Consider the following 17,790-nt stretch of genomic DNA (forward strand, 5'->3'; position numbering starts at 1 on the left):
AGCGGGAACTCACCCGTTCCAGTGACGTTGCATGAGGCCGTGGCGCGCCGCGCGGCCCCATCTCCTTTTTCTGAGCCCCTTGATGTCGCTGGCTGCCATTTCCGATGATCCAATTCCCGCTGACGGCACCGAGGGCATTCGCGACAGATTGAAGGCCGCCACGTCGGCGGCTCATCATGCCCTCGACGAGCGCCTCAGCTGCTTCGACCTGACCACGACGGCGCATTATCGCCGCTTCCTGCAGGCGAGCGCGGCCGTGCTGTTGCCGCTGGAACAGATGCTCGACCGTGCCGGCGCCGACGCGATGCTCGGCGACTGGACCCGGCGGCGGCGCGCGGAGGCGATCCGCGCCGATCTTGCCGATCTCAACGGCCGTATCGTTCCCATGGACCTGCCGGCGCGGCCGCTCGATCGTGCCTTCGTCTTCGGCACGCTCTATGTTCTGGAAGGCTCGCGTCTCGGGGCGGCCTATCTGCTGCGCATCGTCGCGGCTTCGGCCGACCCCCGCGTGCGACGGGCAACGCGCTATCTGCGTCACGGCGCGGGGCAGGGGCTGTGGCGCAGCTTCCTGTCACAGCTTGCGGAAGAGCCGCTTCCTCCCGGCGACGATGTCAGAGTGATCATGAGTGCACGCGAAGCGTTCGCGATGTTTGCGAAGGCGATGGCAGCAGCATGAACGAGCCGGTCAACCTCACCAATTGCGATCGCGAGCCGATCCATGTCCCCGGAACGGTGCAGCCGTTCGGATTCCTGCTGGCGCTGGTGTCGGACTTCACCATATGCATGGCCTCGGAGAACGCGCCGGACTTTCTCGGCGGCGACCTCGGGTGGCTGCTGCAGCGGCCGCTCGATGCCGTGCTCTCGGAGGCGGCCGCGGCCGCGATCCGTGCCAGGGTCGACTATCTCAGCGGCCCGGATGCGGTCGAGCGCGTGTTCGGCGTCGATCTGCAGGGTCGTGGCAAGCTTTTCGACCTCGCCATCCACTTTTCCGGTGCGTATCTCGTCGTCGAGGCCGAGCCCAGTCTGATCGAGCCCGGCGTCAATTCCGGCGAACTGGTGCGGCTGATGCTCGGCCGCATCCGCAAGACGACGGGGATGATGGATCTGGCGCAGGAGGCGGCGCGCCAGCTCAAGCTGCTGACCGGCTTCGATCGTGTGATGGTGTATCGGTTTCATCCCGACGGCTCGGGCGAGGTGATCGCCGAGGTCGCGGGCTCCGGCCTGGAGCCGTTCCTCGGGCTGCATTATCCGGCCTCGGACATTCCCAAGCAGGCGCGGCAGCTCTATCAGCGCAACTGGCTCCGGATCATCGCCGACATCAACGCCGCGCCTGCGCCGCTGCAGTCGACGCCTACGCACAATGCCGGACTGCTCGACCTGTCGATGAGCGTGCTGCGCGCGGTCTCGCCCGTTCACATCGAGTATCTCCGCAACATGGGCGTCGCCGCGTCGATGTCGGTCTCGATTCTGCGCGAAGGCAAGCTGTGGGGCCTGTTCGCCTGCCATCACTATGCGCCGCATCATCTGTCGTTCGAGAAGCGTACCGCGGCCGAGCTGTTCGGCCAGATGTACTCCTGGCTGCTCGAGGCGCGCGAGCGCGAGACCGACGTCGCCTATGAGGCGCGTGCGCATCAGATCCAGGAACGGCTGATCGAGCGCGCGGCTGCGCAGGCGCACAGCAAGCGCGCGATCCTCGACCTTGTCGCCGACTATCGGCAGATGATCGAGTGCGACGGCATCGCCGTGTGGTCCGACGACGAGATCACGCTCGAGGGCGAGACGCCGACCGAAGAGGAGGTGCAGGACCTCATCGGCTTCATCAACCGGACCTCCCCCGGCCGCATCTGCGCCAGCGCCGAGATTGCCAAGGTGTACGCGGCCGGCGAGGTATTCCGCGATCGCGCCGCCGGCTTCCTCGCCGTCCCGATCTCGCGCACGCCGCGCGACTGCCTGATCTTCTTCCGCCGCGAGGTGTTGCGCTCGGTCAACTGGGCGGGCGATCCGAACAAGACCTATGCCGAGGGGCCGCTCGGGCCGCGCCTGACGCCGCGCAAGAGCTTCGAGCTGTGGCAGCAGACGGTGGCCGGCCAGTCGAAGCCATGGTCTTCGGCGGACCTGCGCATCGCCGAGGGCCTGCGCATCACTCTGCTTGAAGTGATTCTGCAGCTTTCGGAGCTCGCCGAGCGCGAGCGCCGCGGCGCACAGGAGCGGCAGGAGCTGATGATCGCGGAGCTGAATCACCGCGTCCGCAACATCCTCAGCCTCGTGCGCGGCTTGGTCGCGCACAGCAAGGAGACCTCGAGCTCTGTCGAGGAGTTCGCTTCCGTGCTCGGCGGTCGCATTCAGTCGTTGGCGCGCGCCCACGACCAGATCACCAATCTCAATTGGGCGCCGGTCGCGTTGCGCGCGCTGCTCGAATCGGAAGCGGGGGCCTATCTCGGTTCGCGGGCAGGGCGGGTGCTGATGGAAGGGCCGGATGTCGCGCTCGACCCCAAGGCGTTCGCAACGCTCGCGCTCGTCGTGCACGAGATGATGACCAACTCGGCGAAATACGGCGCGCTGGCCGACTCCACCGGACAGGTGCAGGTGAGCTGGCGGCTCGATCCCGGCTCGAGCCTGGTCATCGACTGGAAGGAGAGCGGCGGCCCGCCTGTGCAGCCGCCGTCGCGGCGCGGCTTCGGCACCACCATCATCGAGCGTTCGGTGCCGTTCGACCTCAAGGGCGACGCCGAGATCCGCTTCGACCTGCTCGGCGTGCAGGCGCGTTTCGTGATCCCTGCCAATTTCGTCCAGATGGTGCCGGCGATGACAGGCGCTCCCTCCCGTCATCAGTTCAAGGAAGAGGACACGCCGCGGCTGTCCGGTACGGTGCTGATCGTCGAGGACAATCTGATCATCGCGATGGGCGCCGAAGTGATTCTGCTCGAGCTGGGTGCGCGGCACATCGACACCGCGGCCTCCGTCAATCAGGCGTTGAAGTCGATCGAGCGCGCGGTGCCGAGCTTCGCGCTGCTCGACATCAACCTTGGCGCGGAGAGCAGCCTGCCGGTCGGGCACCGGTTGAAGGAACTCGGCGTGCCCTTCATGTTCGCGACCGGCTATGGCGAGCGTGCGCCGATTCCGGTGGAGCTGTCCGACATGCCGGTGATTCAGAAGCCGTACACGCGCGAAGTCGTCGAGAAGGCATTGATGAAGATCAAATGAGTCGCACGCGCATCAAAGTCGGCTTTGCGCGTCGCGGTGATTGGCATTCATGATTGCAGTCTTGGGTTTTCTCACATCCGCGTGTTTGTCGTGAGCGACATAACGCACGATGGGAGACACAGCATCGACTATTCCCACTGTTGCTGCGACAAAACAGCCCGAAAATATTAGAACGCATCCAAAGGACACCGCTGTTCTAACATTGTTTCGACAAATGGAACCTCCGCAGCCTTATTCCGAACGAAGTCATCGCCGAAACGGCGCAACGGGGGCGCGTTGAATCGTCGGAGGTCTGATGACGAATCGAACGACGAGTTTGTTGCCGTGCGTTGCTATCGCCGTGCTGGCGGGAGCGGCTGCGACGACAATCGAGTTTACACCGGCATCGGCTGCAGACGAATGCCTTGCAAAGCCTGCGGGGACGCCGGCGGGGAAGCACTGGTTCTATCGCATCGATCGCGCGACCAAGAAGCAGTGCTGGTATCTGCGCGACGACGATCGCGAAGCGAAGGGCGCGTCGCTGGTCACGCGCAAGCTCGCCTCGCAGAAGGAGCGGGCTCAGCTCTCGTCGACCGCGGCCAATGCACGTGCCGAGATCCAATCGTCGTCCAAGGACGCCGCCGATGAGGTGAAGGTCGTGTCCTCGACGCCGACCGCTGCGGCGTCTGTGCCGGCGACGTCTGCGTTTCCGCCGGTTGCTGCATTTTCGCCCGCGCCTGCACCGGTCGCCGCGCCGGCGCCCGTCGCGTCAGCGTCGGCGGGTTCGCCCGACCCGGTCGGCGCGGCTGTGAACGAATCTGCTGTTGCGACGCGTTGGCCCGACCAGTCCGGCACGCTGCAGGCAGCGGCGGAGCCCGGCGCGCCGCGCGCATCCTCCTACACGCTCGCTGCCGCCAGCGACACCAGCGCCGCGGAAGCGGCTGCTCCCGCGACGCCGGCGCTGGCCGCTGCGGATGCGTCGCCGGCCGTGACGATCGGCATGTCCGGGGACGATGCGTCCAAGACGCGGATGTTCGCTTTCCTCGGCGCAGTCGCGATTGCGGGCTTCTCGATCAGCGTGCTGTTTGCGCGCGCCCGGGGCAGGCGGCAGCTCCGCATCGAGCCGGCGGCCGCCCGGCGCGTCACGCGTTGGCCGGCGGAGCCTGAGCTCGATCGCATGCAGCTGCCGCCGGTGGACAGCTACTATCCGGCCCTGGCGGGACGCAGGGGTAAATCGTCGCAGTCGACTGCGCAGGTCTCGGTCGTGCCGCGCGACGACGCTCGCTACGATGAGCAGTACGAGGTCGAAGACCTGCTGGCGCGTTATTCCGGACAGGAACGCCGGAATTCGTGAGCGTCAGGCGACGGACATCTCGGAGCGAATCTCGGCGCGCAATTCGTCGATCAGCCTGAGGCCGCCCTTCGTCTCGACATGCCAGAAGGTCCAGCCGTTGCAGGCCGGCAGACCTTGCGCCACCGCGCCGATGCGGTGGATCGAGCCGACCTTGTCGCCCAGCATGATGGCCCCATCGGCGCGCACCAGCGCGCCGTGGCGGCGCTTGGAGTCGACGAGCTTGGTGCCGGGCGCGATCATGCCGCGTTCGATCAGCTCCGAGAAGGCGACGCGCGGCGCTTCGCGCGCCGTCATGAATGGTGCGAGCGTGGCCTCCGGCAGCGGCTCGACCGCGGCGATGCGCCGCTCTGCTGCCTTCGCATAGACCTTGTCGCGCTCGAAGCCGATATAGCGGCGGCCGAGGCGTTTTGCCACGGCCCCGGTCGTGCCGGTGCCGTTGAACGGATCGATCACGAGATCGCCGGGCTTCGATGACGACAGCAGCACCCGCGCCAGCAGGCCCTCGGGCTTCTGCGTCGGATGAACCTTCTTGCCGTCGCCGTCCTTCAGCCGCTCCTCGCCGGTGCACAACGGAATCAGCCAGTCCGAGCGCGCCTGAACGTCCTCGTTGGCGGCCTTCAGCACTTCGTAGTTGAACGTGTAGCCCTTCGCCTTCTCGTCACGCGCGGCCCAGATCATGGTCTCGTGCGCGTTGGTGAAGCGGCGGCCGCGGAAGTTCGGCATCGGGTTGGACTTGCGCCAGACGATGTCGTTGAGGATCCAGAAGCCGAGATCCTGCATGATCGCGCCGACGCGGAAGATGTTGTGATAGGAGCCGATCACCCAGATCGTCGCGCTCGGCTTCATCGCGCGGCGCGCGGCGAGCAGCCAGGCGCGGGTGAAGTCGTCATAGGCGGCGAACGAGGAGAACTTGTCCCAATCGTCGTCGACGGCATCGACCTGCGATTCGTCGGGACGCTTGAGCTCGCCCTTGAGCTGCAGATTGTAGGGAGGATCCGCGAACACCAGGTCGACGGATGCGGCCTGCAGTTTCGACATCTCGGCGACGCAGTCGCCGACGATGATTCGTTGCTCTTCAAGCGGCTGAAATTTAGTGCGGGGCGCCTTTGCAGACGCCCCGCGACGCGACTCTACCATGACTCAAGAACTCTGACTCAGGCGACGCTGTCGGCGACGCGGGACCTAACAACCGACTGCCCACACATTGACGTGGCAAAGTAAAAATGGACTTAATCGGGAAAATTTTTCGCATCGATGCGCACGCGTTCATCACGCGCACCGACGATGATGAGCCGTTCGTCGATGCGCGATGATCTCTGCGCAACGTGGCGATTGCGATGGGCTTTTTCGCTTCGCGCGCACGCCGCCGCCCGGCGAGGGGAGGTTGCACATGCCGGATTTTTCGGCTCGCGCTAGGCAAAATTTGCCGGCCGGGTTATTGATTAACACAGTGGAAATTTTACCTGTTTGCCGCGTTAGGCATTTCGCGCAGAGCCGCGCAAGGACAGTGAGGAAAGGCCGCCATGCGTTACGATGATTTCCGTCGCAGCGACGACATCGACGACCGTCGCGATGAAGGCGGCGGGATGGGCGGCGGTATGGGTCTGCCGATCGGCGGCGGCGGGCTCGGCATCGGCACCATCATCGTGCTCGGCCTGATCGGCTACGCCTTCGGAATCGACCCTCGTATCCTGATCGGCGGCGCCGAGATGATCACCCATGGCGGCGCACCGATGGAGCAGGCCGACCGGCGGTCGCCCGGCAAGACCGGCGCGCCGAAGGACGAGATGGGCGACATGATCTCCGGTGTGCTCGGCGAGATCGACGACCGCTGGAGCGAGATCTTCCAGGCCAGCGGCCAGAATTATACCGGGCCCAAGATCGTGCTGTTTCGCAACAGCACCAATGGCGGCCGCTGCGGCATGGCGCAGTCGGCGATGGGGCCGTTCTACTGTCCGCCGGACCGGCAGATCTTCCTCGACACCAACTTCTTCCGCGAGGTCGAGACGCGCTTCCGGGGCTGCTCGGGCAGCGCCTGCAAGTTCACCGCGGCCTACATCATTGCCCACGAGGCGGGACACCACGTCCAGAACCTGCTCGGCATCCTGCCGCGCGTCACGCGGATGCAGCAGCAGTCGGACAACAAGGCCGAAGCCAACGCGCTGCAGGTCAAGGTCGAGCTGCAGGCCGACTGCCTGTCCGGGGTGTGGGTCAATCGTGAGGCCAAGAAGCGTCCGGGCTTCCTCGAGGATGGCGACATCGACGCCGCGCTGACGACGGCCTCGGCGATCGGCGACGACACCCTGCAGCGGAAGGCGACCGGACGGGTGGTGCCGGATTCGTTCACCCATGGCTCTGCCGCGCAGCGCAAGCGCTGGTTCATGGTCGGCTATCAGCAGGGCACGGTGCAGGCCTGCAATACGTTCAGCGCCGGTTCGCTGTAGGAGACGCGCTCATGGCGATCGACGAGAGCAAGAGCTTCATTCCCCTCAACATCGCCGTGCTGACGGTGTCGGACACGCGTTCGCTCGCCGACGACAAGTCGGGCACCACCTTGAGCGACCGCCTGACCGCCGCCGGCCACAAGCTCGCGGCGCGCGAGATCGTCACCGACGATGTCGAGAAGATTCGCGCGGTGGTGAAGTCGTGGATCGCCGACCCCGGCGTCGACGTCGTCATCACCACCGGCGGCACCGGCTTCACCGGCCGTGACGTCACGCCGGAAGCGATCGAGCCCCTGTTCGAGAAGCGCATGGACGGCTTCTCGATCGCCTTCCACATGCTGAGCCACGCCAAGATCGGGACGTCGACGATCCAGAGCCGGGCCACGGCCGGCGTCGCCGGGGCGACCTACATCTTCTGCCTGCCGGGATCACCGGGCGCCTGCCGTGACGGCTGGGACGGCATCCTCGCCGCCCAGTTCGACTATCGCACGCGACCCTGCAACTTCGTCGAGATCATGCCGCGGCTCGACGAGCATCTGCGCCGGCCCAAGGCGCAGGGCGCGACGGCGTAGGGCCACGGCGCAATGCCGTATCGCGCGTTGATCGCGCGTCTCACTTCGTTGGTACGATATCGAAAGCGCCGCCGCCTTCGATCGCCGCGCCGATGAGGCCGCCCATCATGCTGGCCGCGAAATTCTGGCCGCGCGGCCCCACGACCATCCGGTAGGTCTTGCCGGGCACGGCGGTGAAACGAATGTTCGACGAGCCCGGCGAGGACCATGTCGATACGGTGATCGTGGTGGCGCCCGGCGCAATCGGGCCGCTATAGCTCTCGCCGCGGCCAAGGCTCGCCACCTTGGCGCCATTGATCTCGATCGCCGCCGGCGCCGCCAGATAGAGGAAGTCCGTCGTGCGCGTAATCGCGACCGTTGCGCGCCCTTTGGGTGCGGCGTGAGCCGCCGTCCCGGCCTCGACCCCAAACAAGCCTGCCAGCGCGACAAGCGCCGCAAGCTTCGAACGCACCATCGATTGCATCACTGCCGATACCCGCCCCGGTTTGGCGCGATACTACCGGCGCGCCGGAACTTCGCAATCGGCATGCGCAGCCTGTTGTGGAGGTGATCTCGGCCTACCGGCGGTTGTTGTGCTAGCCGCGCGGCTACAGCTCCAGCCGCCATGTCTCGCCGGTCAGCGGGACGCCGAACATGGCGTGCGGCTCCTCGGCGATCTTGCGAAACCCGGCGCGGGCATAGATGTCGCGTGCGGCGGTGAGGATGCTCTGCGTCCACAGCTCGATCGTCCTGTAGTTCTTCTCGCGCGCGAAGCGGATGCATTGTTCGGTCAGAGCCCGGCCGACGCCGAGCCCGCGTGCCTTCTTCTCGACCAGCAGCAGCCGCAGCTTGGCGACCTCGTCGCTGCCCTTGACCAGGAAGATCGAGCCGACCGGCTCGCCCGCGAGCTCGGCGATCCAGCAGTGCTCGCGCGCCGGATCGTAGCTCCTGATGAACTGTGCGCCGATCTCGGCGACCAGCGCCTCGAACGAGACGTCCCAGCCATATTCCTCGGCGTAGACGGCGCCATGCCGTGAAACCACCCAGCCGATGTCGCCCGGGCGATGGCTGCGCAGCAGAACCGGGGAGCGGCCCGGCTGCTGCGGCTCCAGGGCGGTCGCGATCGTCGTCATTGCACCGACCAGCCGGTCGCGCACGGAGGGCGCCAGCGGCGCCAGCATGGCCGCGATCTCCTTCTGCGAGCTGCGGTCAAGCTTGGCATAGGCCTGCCGTCCCTTCGCGGTCAGGCCGAGCTGCTGCTGCCTGCGGTCGGTTGGCAAAGGCGTGCGGGTGATCAGCCCCTGCTCGTCGAAGCTCTGGACGATGCGGCTGAGATAGCCGGCATCGAGGCCGAGCGAGAGACCGATCTCCTTGGCCGAGATGGCCTCGTACTGTGCGAGCTCATAGAGCACACGCGCCTCGGCCAGCGAAAACGGACTGTCGAGCAGATGCTGGTCCAGTGCGCCGAGCTTCCTGGTGTAGAAGCGGTTGAACGCGCGGATGGCGGCGACTTGGCCGTCGGCTGGGGTGGAATTCATGGGGGTGCCTCCAATATTTGCCATTGTCAACCAATTGGTTGACTTTGGCAAGTATGGTCGTGCCGCTACACCATCACGATCCGGCTGCGCAGCATCGTCCGCGAGGACCGGCCGAGCTGACGCAGCAGCCGCGTCTCGGCGCGCTTGTGGTCGGGCTTGTATCCACCGAGCTGCCGGTAGTGATCCCTGGCGATCAGCAGGCCCTGATCGCCGAGCGGTCCGACCAGGACCCGCGCAACCGCGCGCAGCCGGTCGCGCAGGCTGATGGCGGCATAGGGAGACCGGGCATAGCGGAAGACGCCGGCGCGCGGCCGGCCAGCGGCGGCGACGCTCTGGACGAACTGCATGGTTTCGTCGATCCAGCCGGGATCGAGCATCGCGCCGGCCGGCAGAAACATCAGCCAGGGCGCACGCGCTTTCGCCGCCCCTGCCGCGAGGGCAGCGGCCTGGGAGCCCTCGAACTTCATGAAGTGGCAGCCGGCAACGTCGGCGACACGTTCGATCACGCTGGAATCGGGCGAGCGATCGACCAGCAGCACCTCGGTGACGACACCGGCCGCAGCGCCGGGCACCAGCGCCGACAGGGTGGCCACGGCGGTCTGCTCGACACCTTCGGTCGGGATGATCACGCTCAGCATGAACCTGGCATCGTTATCTGTCGCGCCTCCGGCATGATTGTTATCATCTTGTCATAGCCAAATCAGCCCGCTGCGCTGCGGAATTTTGCAGCATGCCGGTTTGGCGGCACGGGGAGGAAAAGGGAGGGTCAGGCGGACAGCCGTTTGTCGGGCTGGGTCGCACCGCTGCGCCAGGCCGCGACCTCGGCCAGCTCGGCGTCGGGTCGAGTCGCCACGATCTCCAGCCGTCCGAGATAGAGGCAGCCTCGATCGCCGTCGATGGTCACCCAGTCGCCGCTTCCGACCGGCGTTCCGGCGAGTGTCGCGCAGCCGGCTTCGACACGCACCTCAAGCGCACGACAGCCGACGATGCAGGGCCGCCCGAGTTGGCGCGCGACCAGAGCGGCGTGGGCGGTGCGTGCGCCGACCGACGTCACGATGCCGGCTGCGACGGCGAAGCCCGCGACATCGGCCGTCGAGGTATCCGGGCGCATCAGGATGACCGGCTCGCCGCTGGCGGCCAGCCGCTTGGCGCCGTCCGCGTCGAAGGCGGCGCGCCCTGTGGCGATGCCGCCGGAGGCACCGATGCCTGTTGCGACCGGGGCGCCGGCCGCGACCAGCGACGTCTCGACCAGCCGCTCCAGATCGATGTCGGCCAGCCGCTCCAGGGCCTCATGAGGCGCGATGACCCGCTCGCGAACCAAATCCACCGCAAACCTCAACGCAGCGCGCGGCGTGCGCTTGGCGGCCCGGGTCTGGAGAATCCACAAATGGCCATCTTCAACGGTGAACTCGACGTCCTGCACGTCGCCGAATGCCTGTTCGAGCTGCCGCAGCACCGCACCGAGCTCATCCTGCAGAGCGGGAAGTGCGCGCGTGATCGCATCCTCGCTGTCCGGCATGCGGCGGCCGGAGACGACGTCCTCGCCCTGCGCATCGAGCACGAGGTCGATCATGGGCTGCCGCGCCCCGGTGGAGGGATCGCGCGAGAACGCGACACCCGCGCCCGAGCTGAGACCGCCATTGCCGAACACCATCGTCTGCACGGTCACGGCTGTGCCGCGCAGGTCCTCCAGGTTCTGCAGCTTGCGATAGGTCTGCGCACGCTCGCTGCTCCACGAACCATAGACGGCACGCGCCGCGGCCATGAGCTGCGCTGCGGCATCCTCCAGCCAGCCATCGCTGCCGGTCTCGACCAGCGCCTGTTCGTCGGCCGCGAGCCGCGCAATGGCTTCGCTGTCCAGATCCCGGTCGTTGGCAACACCTTCGTGCGCAACCAGCTCGTCGCGCCGCGCCGCGAGCGTCCCGGCATCGAAGCCGAGCACGGTTTCGGAGAAGCTCTCGATGAAGCGCCGGCGACAGTCGAAGGCGAGGCGCGGCCGTCCGGTGCTGCGGATCAGGCCGCGCATGGCAGCCGAGGTGCAGCCGACATTGAGCACGGTGTCGAGCATGCCCGGCATGGATCGCGCAGCGCCGGAGCGGACGGATACAAGCAAGGGCCGGCGATGATCGCCGAAGACCCGGCCGGTCGTCTGTTCGAGAAACCGGATGCCCGCCCGCAGGCCGTCGCGCAGGCGCCGTTCGGCATCGGCCTGGTTCGCAATGATGTCGGCGCAGAGCTCGACGGGAAGCACGAAGGCCGGCGGCACGGGCAGTCCGAGCGTCGCCATGCGCGCCAGATTGGCGGCCTTGGCGCCGACGGTCTCGGCCGAGCATGGCTCGGTGTTCGTGCCGAAAATGCAAATGATGGACATGGCAGTTCCTAACCCGCGAGATCGATCATGATGTACTGGCGCAGCAGATGTCCGAAGCTCGCCAGGCGGTCGGTCGCACGCTCGATGGCGCGCGCCAGCTCCAGCCCGGACAGCGATGTCGCGACGTCGAAGCCCGCTGTGAACACGAGGGCGGTGATCGCGCGTTCCTGCGCATCGGCCGCGTGTTCGCTGTCCATGAGGCGCAGCACGGCGGCGAGCGCATCATCGGAATCCGCCCGCCGTCCTTCGGGCACCTCGGCAGCGGCGGCGAGGCCGCTCGCGGCCGCCTCGATCCCGCCAATGGCGACCTTGCAGAGCTCGGCCAAGGCCGCCGACAGCGTTGGCGGCATCGCAGCCGGCGCGAGCGAGGCGATGAACGCCGCCTGTTCGAGTTCGTCGACGGCCTCTTCGACCCGGTCGACCAGTTGCGCGATCAGCGGCTCGGCCTTGAGCCGCGTGATCTCCTCGCGGGCCTCGATCGCGATCCGGTCGGCCTTCTGTTCGATCCTGCTGGCGCGTGCGGCCAGCAGCTTGCGGTCGCCGGAAACACCGGACTGCAGCGCACTGAGATCGCGGTTCAGCGCGGCGGCGAGGTCGTGGGCCAGGCCGAGCTGGCGCATCACGATCGCGAGCAGCGCACCGTCGGCACGATCGAGATGCCGCACCAGATCGGCTTCGATCTGGTCGCGGACCAGCCGCACCGAGCGGCCGGCCTGCAGGCCCTCGGTCGCAGCACGCAACGCGGCCTTGAGAAATTCGACTGCAGCGGTGCGGCCCAGGGCGCGATCCAGACGTTCGCCGAAGCCGATACGATGGGGCGCAGCGTTTCGGACGGCCGCACCCAACAGTTCGTTGCCGCCGAGCTCGAGGAAGGCGCGGTGGCCGATCCGGTTGCGCGCCGCCCAGTCGAGAAGTCTGATCGCATCATCCTTGGACAGCCAGGTCCGCAGCAGTTTCCGGGCCTTGTTCCAGTCGATCAGGAACACCAGCGCGGCGCCGAGTGCCGTGAGGAAATCGTCGCGCGCTTGCGCGGTGTTGCCCTGGAATTGGCCGGTCACCAGGTAGAACGCGTTCTCGTCCGCGAGGTTCGTCCCGGTGTGACGGTCGAGACCGCTCCAGGTCGCCGCGAAACCATCGAACAGGCGAACGAAGAACTTCGCGCGGGCGAGGTGAACGTCGGTGTAGGTGACCGTGACCGTCAGACCTTGGACCGCGACCACCATGACATGCGCATCGGTGGTGCCGATGTCGTTCTGGATTAGGAGGCGTTCGCTGGCGCGGGTCGCCATCGTGTCCAGGCCGGGATGGTCGAACTTGAGTGCGCGCGTCGCGTTGAGCCCACGCATGAAGGCGACGACAGCGGGCTTGTCGTCAGCGGCGAGCCCGTACACATGAGCTCCGTCGAGCGTGTCCTCGGCGCAGTCGGCGGCGATGCGGTTGAGCGCCTTGTGGAGATCCATCACCAGCCGGTGCAGGCTGTCCGCTTCTTCCTGGGCGCCAGTCAGACGCGCGACGCGCGTGAAATCGATTTCGTCGCCTATCGTCAGCAGGCCCGCGCGTTGCATCGTGCCGAGCCGGCGTTCGGCAGACTGGCCCTCGGAGCTTCGTCCGGCGTTGACCGCGCGGATCATCGCGCGCGTATCGTTTTCGATATCACCGATCAGCGCGGCGAGACCGGGAGCGGCAAGGCGTCCGGTCGCGGTGCGATGCGCGCCGCCGATCAGGCTCGCGAGATCAGCCGGTGCGATGCGCGCGGCGCGGCACTCGGTCGAGAGATCGGTCGGCCGCTGTTCCGGCGCCTGAGCGTGCTGGGCGGCGGCCTGCAGCGCGCTCATGCGCACCTTGACACGGTCGTTGGCAGCGAGACCGTCGGCAATCAGTGACGGCAGCAGGATGTCGGCTTCGCCGAGCTCCTTGATGATCTGGGATTTCATGACGGCGTCGATCAGGTTTCCGATGCCGTCACCGTGCCTCAGCACCGCACGCAAGTCCTTGCGTTGGATCATTCATCGAACCGTCACACAAGGTGTGCGGGCGACGTCAGTCGCCTGCCTGTGTCGGCGTGGTGCCGCCGGTGCTGTTCGGCCAGACCCAGTCGCGGATCTCGGGCATGTCCTCGCCATGCGCCCGGATGTAGCGGGCATGCTCGATCAGTGCGTCGCGGAATTTCTGCTTCACATGGGCCGCCGACACACTGAGGCCGGGCACGCGCTCGATCGCCTCGATGGCGAGGTGGAAACGGTCGAGCTCGTTGAGCACGACCATGTCGAACGGAGTCGTCGTGGTGCCTTCCTCGATGAAGCCGCGCACGTGCATGCCGGCATGGTTGGTGCGGCTGTAGGTGAGACGATGGATGAGATACGGATAGCCGTGATAGGCGAAGATCACCGGCTTGTCGGTCGTGAACAGGCTGTCGAAGTCGCGGTCGCTGAGGCCGTGCGGATGGTCCTGCTTCGGCTGCAGGGTCATGAGGTCAACGACGTTGACGACGCGGATCTTGAGGTCGGGCAATTCCTTGCGCAGCAGATCGACGGCAGCGAGCGTTTCCAAAGTCGGGACGTCTCCGGCGCAGGCCATCACCACGTCGGGCTCCTCGTCGGCGGGCTCGGTGCCGGCCCACGACCAGATGCCGATGCCGGCGTCGCAATGGATGGCCGCATCTTGCATCGACAGCCATTGCGGCGCAGGCTGCTTGCCGGCGACGATGACGTTGATGCGGTCATAGGTGCGCAGGCAGTGGTCGGCGATCCACAGCAGCGTGTTGGCGTCCGGCGGGAAGTAGATGCGGACGATGTCCGCCTTCTTGTTGGCGACGAGGTCGACGAAGCCCGGATCCTGGTGGCTGAAGCCGTTATGGTCCTGCCGCCAGACATGCGAGGTCAGGAGATAGTTCAGCGACGCGACCGGGCGCCGCCACGGCAGCTCGCGTGACACTTTCAGCCATTTGGCGTGCTGGTTGAACATCGAATCGACGATGTGGATGAACGCCTCGTAGCAGGAGAACAGGCCGTGGCGGCCGGTGAGCAGATAGCCTTCCAGCCAGCCCTGGCAGAGGTGCTCGCTCAGCACCTCCATGACGCGGCCGTCATGGGCGAGGTGGACGTCGTAGGGCTCGATGCCCTCCATCCACACCCGCTCGGTGACCTCGAACACGGCATCGAGCCGGTTCGAGGCGGTTTCGTCCGGGCCCATGATGCGGAAGTTGCGTGTCTCTGCATTCAGCGTGATCACGTCGCGCAGGAACTTGCCGAGTTCGCGCGTGGCTTCAGCGATGGTCTGGCCCGGAGAGGACACGTCGACCGCAAAATGCTGGTAGTTTGGGAGCTTGAGCTCACGCTTGAGCAAGCCGCCATTGGCGTGCGGGTTGGCGCCCATGCGCCGCGCGCCCTTCGGCGCCAGCGCCTGCAGCTCCGGCATCAGCCGGCCCTGCGCGTCGAACAATGTGTCCGGCTCGTAGCTCTTCAGCCAGGCTTCGAGCAGCGCGAGATGCTCCGGCTTGCCGCGCGGATTGGCGATCGGCACCTGGTGGGCACGCCAGAAACCTTCGACCTTGAGGCCGTCGACCTCCTTCGGGCCCGTCCAGCCCTTCGGGCTGCGCAGCACGATCATCGGCCAGCGCGGCCGTTGGATCGTTGCATCCGGCTGACGCGCATTCTGCTGGATCGAGCGGATGCTTGCGAGCGCGACATCGAGCGCGTCCGCCATCTGCCGATGCATCGCCTTGGGCTCGGCGCCTTCGACGAACAGCGGCTCATAACCGTAACCTTCGAACAGGCATTTGAGCTCGGCGTCGCCCATGCGGCCGAGCACGGTGGGATTGGCGATCTTGTAGCCGTTGAGATGCAGGATCGGCAGCACCGCGCCGTCATGGGCCGGGTTCAGGAACTTGTTCGAATGCCAGGACGCGGCGAGCGGGCCGGTCTCGGCCTCGCCGTCGCCGACCACGCAGGCCACGATCAGATCGGGATTATCGAACGCCGCGCCATAGGCGTGCACCAGCGCGTAGCCGAGCTCGCCGCCTTCATGGATCGAGCCCGGCGTTTCCGGCGCCGCATGGCTCGGAATGCCGCCAGGGAAGGAGAACTGCCGGAACAGCTTGCGCAGGCCATCGGCATCGCCCGTGATATCCGGATAGATCTCGCTGTATGTGCCTTCGAGATAGGTGTTTGCGACCATGCCCGGACCGCCATGGCCGGGACCGCAGATATAGATGACGCTGAGATCCTGGGCCTGGATGGCGCGATTGAGATGGGCGTAGATGAAATTCAGTCCGGGCGTCGTCCCCCAGTGGCCGAGCAGGCGCGGCTTGACGTGCTCCGCTTTCAGCGGCTCGCGCAGCAGCGGGTTGTCGAGCAGATAGATCTGCCCGACCGAGAGATAATTGGCCGCACGCCAGTAGCGGTCGAGCAGGTCGAGATCATCGGCCGGGATCGTCTGGTGGGAAGACGTGATGTTCATGTAACCTCGCTTGCCGTCCGCTTCGCGCCCGCGGGAGAGTGCATTAGAGTAATGCCGCACCGTCCCGTTCCAGTGCGCTGCGAGGATAGAACGGGAATGTGATGGTTGGCCTTGCGCCGGCTCAGAACCACCACGCAGATGTTCTCTTTTGTTCTTGTAATGTTCTTTTTGTGTGCTATGTCTTGGCCATGAGCCGAGCATCTTCACATGCCCTCAAGCGCCCGCCGGTCCCGGTGCCCTCCGAGCCGGCGGGCGCGCCTTCTTTCGGTCCTGACAAGGACTTCCCGGAACTCGCGGTCGCCATCGAACGGGGCCGGCGCCGCGGCCGGGGTGCACAATCCAATGCGAGCGGCCGCTACGAGGCGGAGGCGCGCGTTGTCTTCGACGACGGCTGGCAGAGCCTCGAAGACCTGCCGCCGTTCAAGACCACGGTCGCGACCGATACCTCGCGCAAGGTCATCACCCGCAACGACTCGCCGGACATCGGTTTCGATCGCTCGATCAATCCGTATCGCGGCTGCGAGCACGGCTGTGTCTACTGCTTCGCGCGGCCGACCCATGCGTTTCTCGGGCTGTCGCCTGGCCTCGACTTCGAATCCAAGCTGTTCGTGAAGCCGGATGCGCCCGCGCTCCTGGAGAAGGAGCTCGCGGCCAGCGGCTACGAGCCGCGGATGATCGCGATCGGGACCAACACCGATCCCTACCAGCCGATCGAGCGCGAGCGGAAGATCATGCGCGGCATCCTCGAGGTGCTGGAAAAGGTTGGCCATCCCGTCGGGATCGTCACGAAGTCGGCGCTGGTGATGCGTGATGCCGACATCCTGGCGCGGATGGCCAAGAAGAACCTGGCGAAGGTCGCGATATCAGTGACCACGCTGGATCCGAAGCTGGCACGTACCATGGAGCCGCGGGCCTCGACGCCATCGAAGCGGCTGGAGGCGTTGCAGGCGCTGTCCAAGGCCGGCATCCCGACGACGGTGATGGTGGCGCCGGTGATCCCCGCGCTCAATGACAGCGAGATCGAGCGCATCCTCGATGCCGCCGCCCATGCCGGGGTCAAGGAAGCCTCCTATGTGCTGCTGCGGCTGCCGCTGGAGGTGCGCGATTTGTTCCGCGAATGGCTGCTCGAGCATTATCCCGACCGCTACCGCCACGTCTTCACCCTGATCCGCGACATGCGCGGCGGCCGCGATTACGACTCGCAATGGGGCACGCGGATGAAGGGGACAGGCCCGATGGCCTGGATGATCGGCCGCCGCTTCGAGATCGCCTGCGAAAAGCTGGGGCTGAACAAGCGCCGGACCAAGCTGACGACCGATCATTTCGTCCGGCCGAAGGGCGGCGGGCAGCAGCTCAGCCTGTTCTGACATGTGTGGAGGTGGCGCGATGAGTGCAGGTGCGGTTATCCCGCGGTTCACCGTCATCACACTCGGTGTATCCGAGATGCGGCGGAGCATCGCCTTCTATGCATCGCTCGGCTTCGTCAGAAAATTCCGCGCGACCGGCGAGGAAGTGGCATTCTTCGACACTGGCGGGACGGTGCTGGCGCTGTACCCGTGGAGCGCGCTCGCCCACGACGCGGGTGTGCCGGACACGCCGCGGCCGCAGGCATTCCGCGGCGTGACACTGGCATGGAACTGCCGTTCGGAGGCTGAGGTCGATGCGGCGCTCGCGTCGGCAGTGGAGAAGGGCGCGCTGCTGCTGAAGCTCGCGCAACGGACCGACTATGGCGGTTACAGCGGCTATTTTGCCGATCCGGACGGTCATGTCTGGGAAGTGGTGGTGGCGCCGGGAATCGATGTCGGCGACGATGATCGGGTGCATCTGCCGGCGTAGCCGGTTGCCGGAGAGGGTGCGAATAGCGGGGAATTGAGGTCCGTTCGGGTTGCAC

The 17,790-nt window shown here is 66.4% G+C and carries 14 protein-coding genes; 7 read left to right on the top strand and 7 right to left on the bottom strand.

All coding sequences use genetic code 11. The features are described 5' to 3' along the window. Positions 1-82 precede the first annotated feature (82 nt). From QX010_RS05715 to QX010_RS05725, 3 genes are all read left to right on the top strand, one after another. On the top strand, positions 83-676 hold the full coding sequence (locus QX010_RS05715) for a biliverdin-producing heme oxygenase (RefSeq protein ID WP_316178176.1): 594 nt from the start codon (positions 83-85) through the stop codon (positions 674-676). After that, positions 673-3,204 (top strand): HWE histidine kinase domain-containing protein, encoded by a 2,532-nt coding sequence (locus QX010_RS05720; protein ID WP_316178177.1) that lies wholly within the window; start codon positions 673-675, stop codon positions 3,202-3,204. Before QX010_RS05715 ends, QX010_RS05720 begins: the two co-directional genes overlap by 4 nt. A 319-nt stretch (positions 3,205-3,523) precedes the next feature. Beyond that, positions 3,524-4,537, top strand: a complete 1,014-nt coding sequence (locus QX010_RS05725; protein ID WP_316178179.1) for a hypothetical protein — start codon at positions 3,524-3,526, stop codon at positions 4,535-4,537. A gap of 3 nt (positions 4,538-4,540) precedes the next feature. Here the strand turns inward: QX010_RS05725 and QX010_RS05730 are convergent, their stop codons facing one another. After that, positions 4,541-5,674 carry a site-specific DNA-methyltransferase gene (locus tag QX010_RS05730; protein ID WP_316178181.1) on the bottom strand — a complete coding sequence of 378 codons (1,134 nt, stop codon included), beginning with the start codon at positions 5,672-5,674 and terminating at the stop codon, positions 4,541-4,543. 386 nt (positions 5,675-6,060) lie between these two features. Here QX010_RS05730 and QX010_RS05735 point away from each other — a divergent pair, with 386 nt between their 5' ends. Beyond that, positions 6,061-6,981: a neutral zinc metallopeptidase gene (locus tag QX010_RS05735; RefSeq protein WP_316178183.1), complete on the top strand. Its 921-nt coding sequence runs from the start codon at positions 6,061-6,063 to the stop codon at positions 6,979-6,981. 11 nt (positions 6,982-6,992) lie between these two features. After that, a complete protein-coding gene (moaB, locus tag QX010_RS05740) occupies positions 6,993-7,553 on the top strand; it encodes a molybdenum cofactor biosynthesis protein B (RefSeq protein WP_316178184.1) in 561 nt (186 codons plus the stop codon). A gap of 40 nt (positions 7,554-7,593) precedes the next feature. On the opposite strand, the gene QX010_RS05745 is transcribed toward moaB, so the two are convergent. The 6 genes from QX010_RS05745 to QX010_RS05770 all read right to left on the bottom strand — a co-directional run bounded on the left by QX010_RS05745 (position 7,594) and on the right by QX010_RS05770 (position 15,899). After that, positions 7,594-8,007 (bottom strand): hypothetical protein, encoded by a 414-nt coding sequence (locus tag QX010_RS05745; protein WP_316178186.1) that lies wholly within the window; start codon positions 8,005-8,007, stop codon positions 7,594-7,596. 133 nt (positions 8,008-8,140) lie between these two features. Then, positions 8,141-9,070 (bottom strand): helix-turn-helix domain-containing GNAT family N-acetyltransferase, encoded by a 930-nt coding sequence (locus tag QX010_RS05750; protein ID WP_316178188.1) that lies wholly within the window; start codon positions 9,068-9,070, stop codon positions 8,141-8,143. Positions 9,071-9,135: 65 nt separating this feature from the next. Then, the gene (locus QX010_RS05755) at positions 9,136-9,708 is read right to left on the bottom strand and encodes a glycosyl transferase (protein WP_315802821.1); all 573 of its coding nucleotides are present in this window, start codon (positions 9,706-9,708) and stop codon (positions 9,136-9,138) included. A 128-nt stretch (positions 9,709-9,836) separates the two neighbouring features. After that, positions 9,837-11,441, bottom strand: coding sequence for a PEP/pyruvate-binding domain-containing protein (locus tag QX010_RS05760; RefSeq protein WP_316178189.1), 1,605 nt, complete (start codon positions 11,439-11,441; stop codon positions 9,837-9,839). Positions 11,442-11,449: 8 nt separating this feature from the next. Beyond that, positions 11,450-13,375: a hypothetical protein gene (locus QX010_RS05765; protein WP_316178465.1), complete on the bottom strand. Its 1,926-nt coding sequence runs from the start codon at positions 13,373-13,375 to the stop codon at positions 11,450-11,452. A 106-nt stretch (positions 13,376-13,481) separates the two neighbouring features. After that, a complete protein-coding gene (locus QX010_RS05770; protein ID WP_316178191.1) occupies positions 13,482-15,899 on the bottom strand; it encodes a phosphoketolase family protein in 2,418 nt (805 codons plus the stop codon). A 188-nt stretch (positions 15,900-16,087) separates the two neighbouring features. On the opposite strand from QX010_RS05770, the gene QX010_RS05775 reads away from it, so the two are divergent. Together QX010_RS05775 and QX010_RS05780 are read left to right on the top strand one after the other, a co-directional pair. Then, the gene (locus QX010_RS05775) at positions 16,088-17,266 is read left to right on the top strand and encodes a PA0069 family radical SAM protein (protein WP_315802880.1); all 1,179 of its coding nucleotides are present in this window, start codon (positions 16,088-16,090) and stop codon (positions 17,264-17,266) included. Between the two features lie 19 nt (positions 17,267-17,285). After that, the gene (locus QX010_RS05780; RefSeq protein ID WP_316178193.1) at positions 17,286-17,735 is read left to right on the top strand and encodes a VOC family protein; all 450 of its coding nucleotides are present in this window, start codon (positions 17,286-17,288) and stop codon (positions 17,733-17,735) included. Positions 17,736-17,790 lie beyond the last annotated feature (55 nt).

Origin of the sequence: Bradyrhizobium sp. SZCCHNRI1009, from assembly GCF_032487575.1 — a bacterium.
GTDB lineage: Bacteria > Pseudomonadota > Alphaproteobacteria > Rhizobiales > Xanthobacteraceae > Bradyrhizobium.

Bases quoted from the DNA above. Each gene is read 5' to 3' on its own strand.
- QX010_RS05715 (WP_316178176.1), top strand. From the start codon at position 83: ATGTCGCTGGCTGCCATTTCCGATGATCCAATTCCCGCTGACGGCACC.
- QX010_RS05720 (WP_316178177.1), top strand. From the start codon at position 673: ATGAACGAGCCGGTCAACCTCACCAATTGCGATCGCGAGCCGATCCAT.
- QX010_RS05730 (WP_316178181.1), bottom strand. From the start codon at position 5,674: ATGGTAGAGTCGCGTCGCGGGGCGTCTGCAAAGGCGCCCCGCACTAAA.
- QX010_RS05735 (WP_316178183.1), top strand. From the start codon at position 6,061: ATGCGTTACGATGATTTCCGTCGCAGCGACGACATCGACGACCGTCGC.
- moaB (WP_316178184.1), top strand. From the start codon at position 6,993: ATGGCGATCGACGAGAGCAAGAGCTTCATTCCCCTCAACATCGCCGTG.
- QX010_RS05745 (WP_316178186.1), bottom strand. From the start codon at position 8,007: ATGGTGCGTTCGAAGCTTGCGGCGCTTGTCGCGCTGGCAGGCTTGTTT.
- QX010_RS05750 (WP_316178188.1), bottom strand. From the start codon at position 9,070: ATGAATTCCACCCCAGCCGACGGCCAAGTCGCCGCCATCCGCGCGTTC.
- QX010_RS05755 (WP_315802821.1), bottom strand. From the start codon at position 9,708: ATGCTGAGCGTGATCATCCCGACCGAAGGTGTCGAGCAGACCGCCGTG.
- QX010_RS05760 (WP_316178189.1), bottom strand. From the start codon at position 11,441: ATGTCCATCATTTGCATTTTCGGCACGAACACCGAGCCATGCTCGGCC.
- QX010_RS05765 (WP_316178465.1), bottom strand. From the start codon at position 13,375: ATGAAATCCCAGATCATCAAGGAGCTCGGCGAAGCCGACATCCTGCTG.
- QX010_RS05770 (WP_316178191.1), bottom strand. From the start codon at position 15,899: ATGAACATCACGTCTTCCCACCAGACGATCCCGGCCGATGATCTCGAC.
- QX010_RS05775 (WP_315802880.1), top strand. From the start codon at position 16,088: ATGAGCCGAGCATCTTCACATGCCCTCAAGCGCCCGCCGGTCCCGGTG.
- QX010_RS05780 (WP_316178193.1), top strand. From the start codon at position 17,286: ATGAGTGCAGGTGCGGTTATCCCGCGGTTCACCGTCATCACACTCGGT.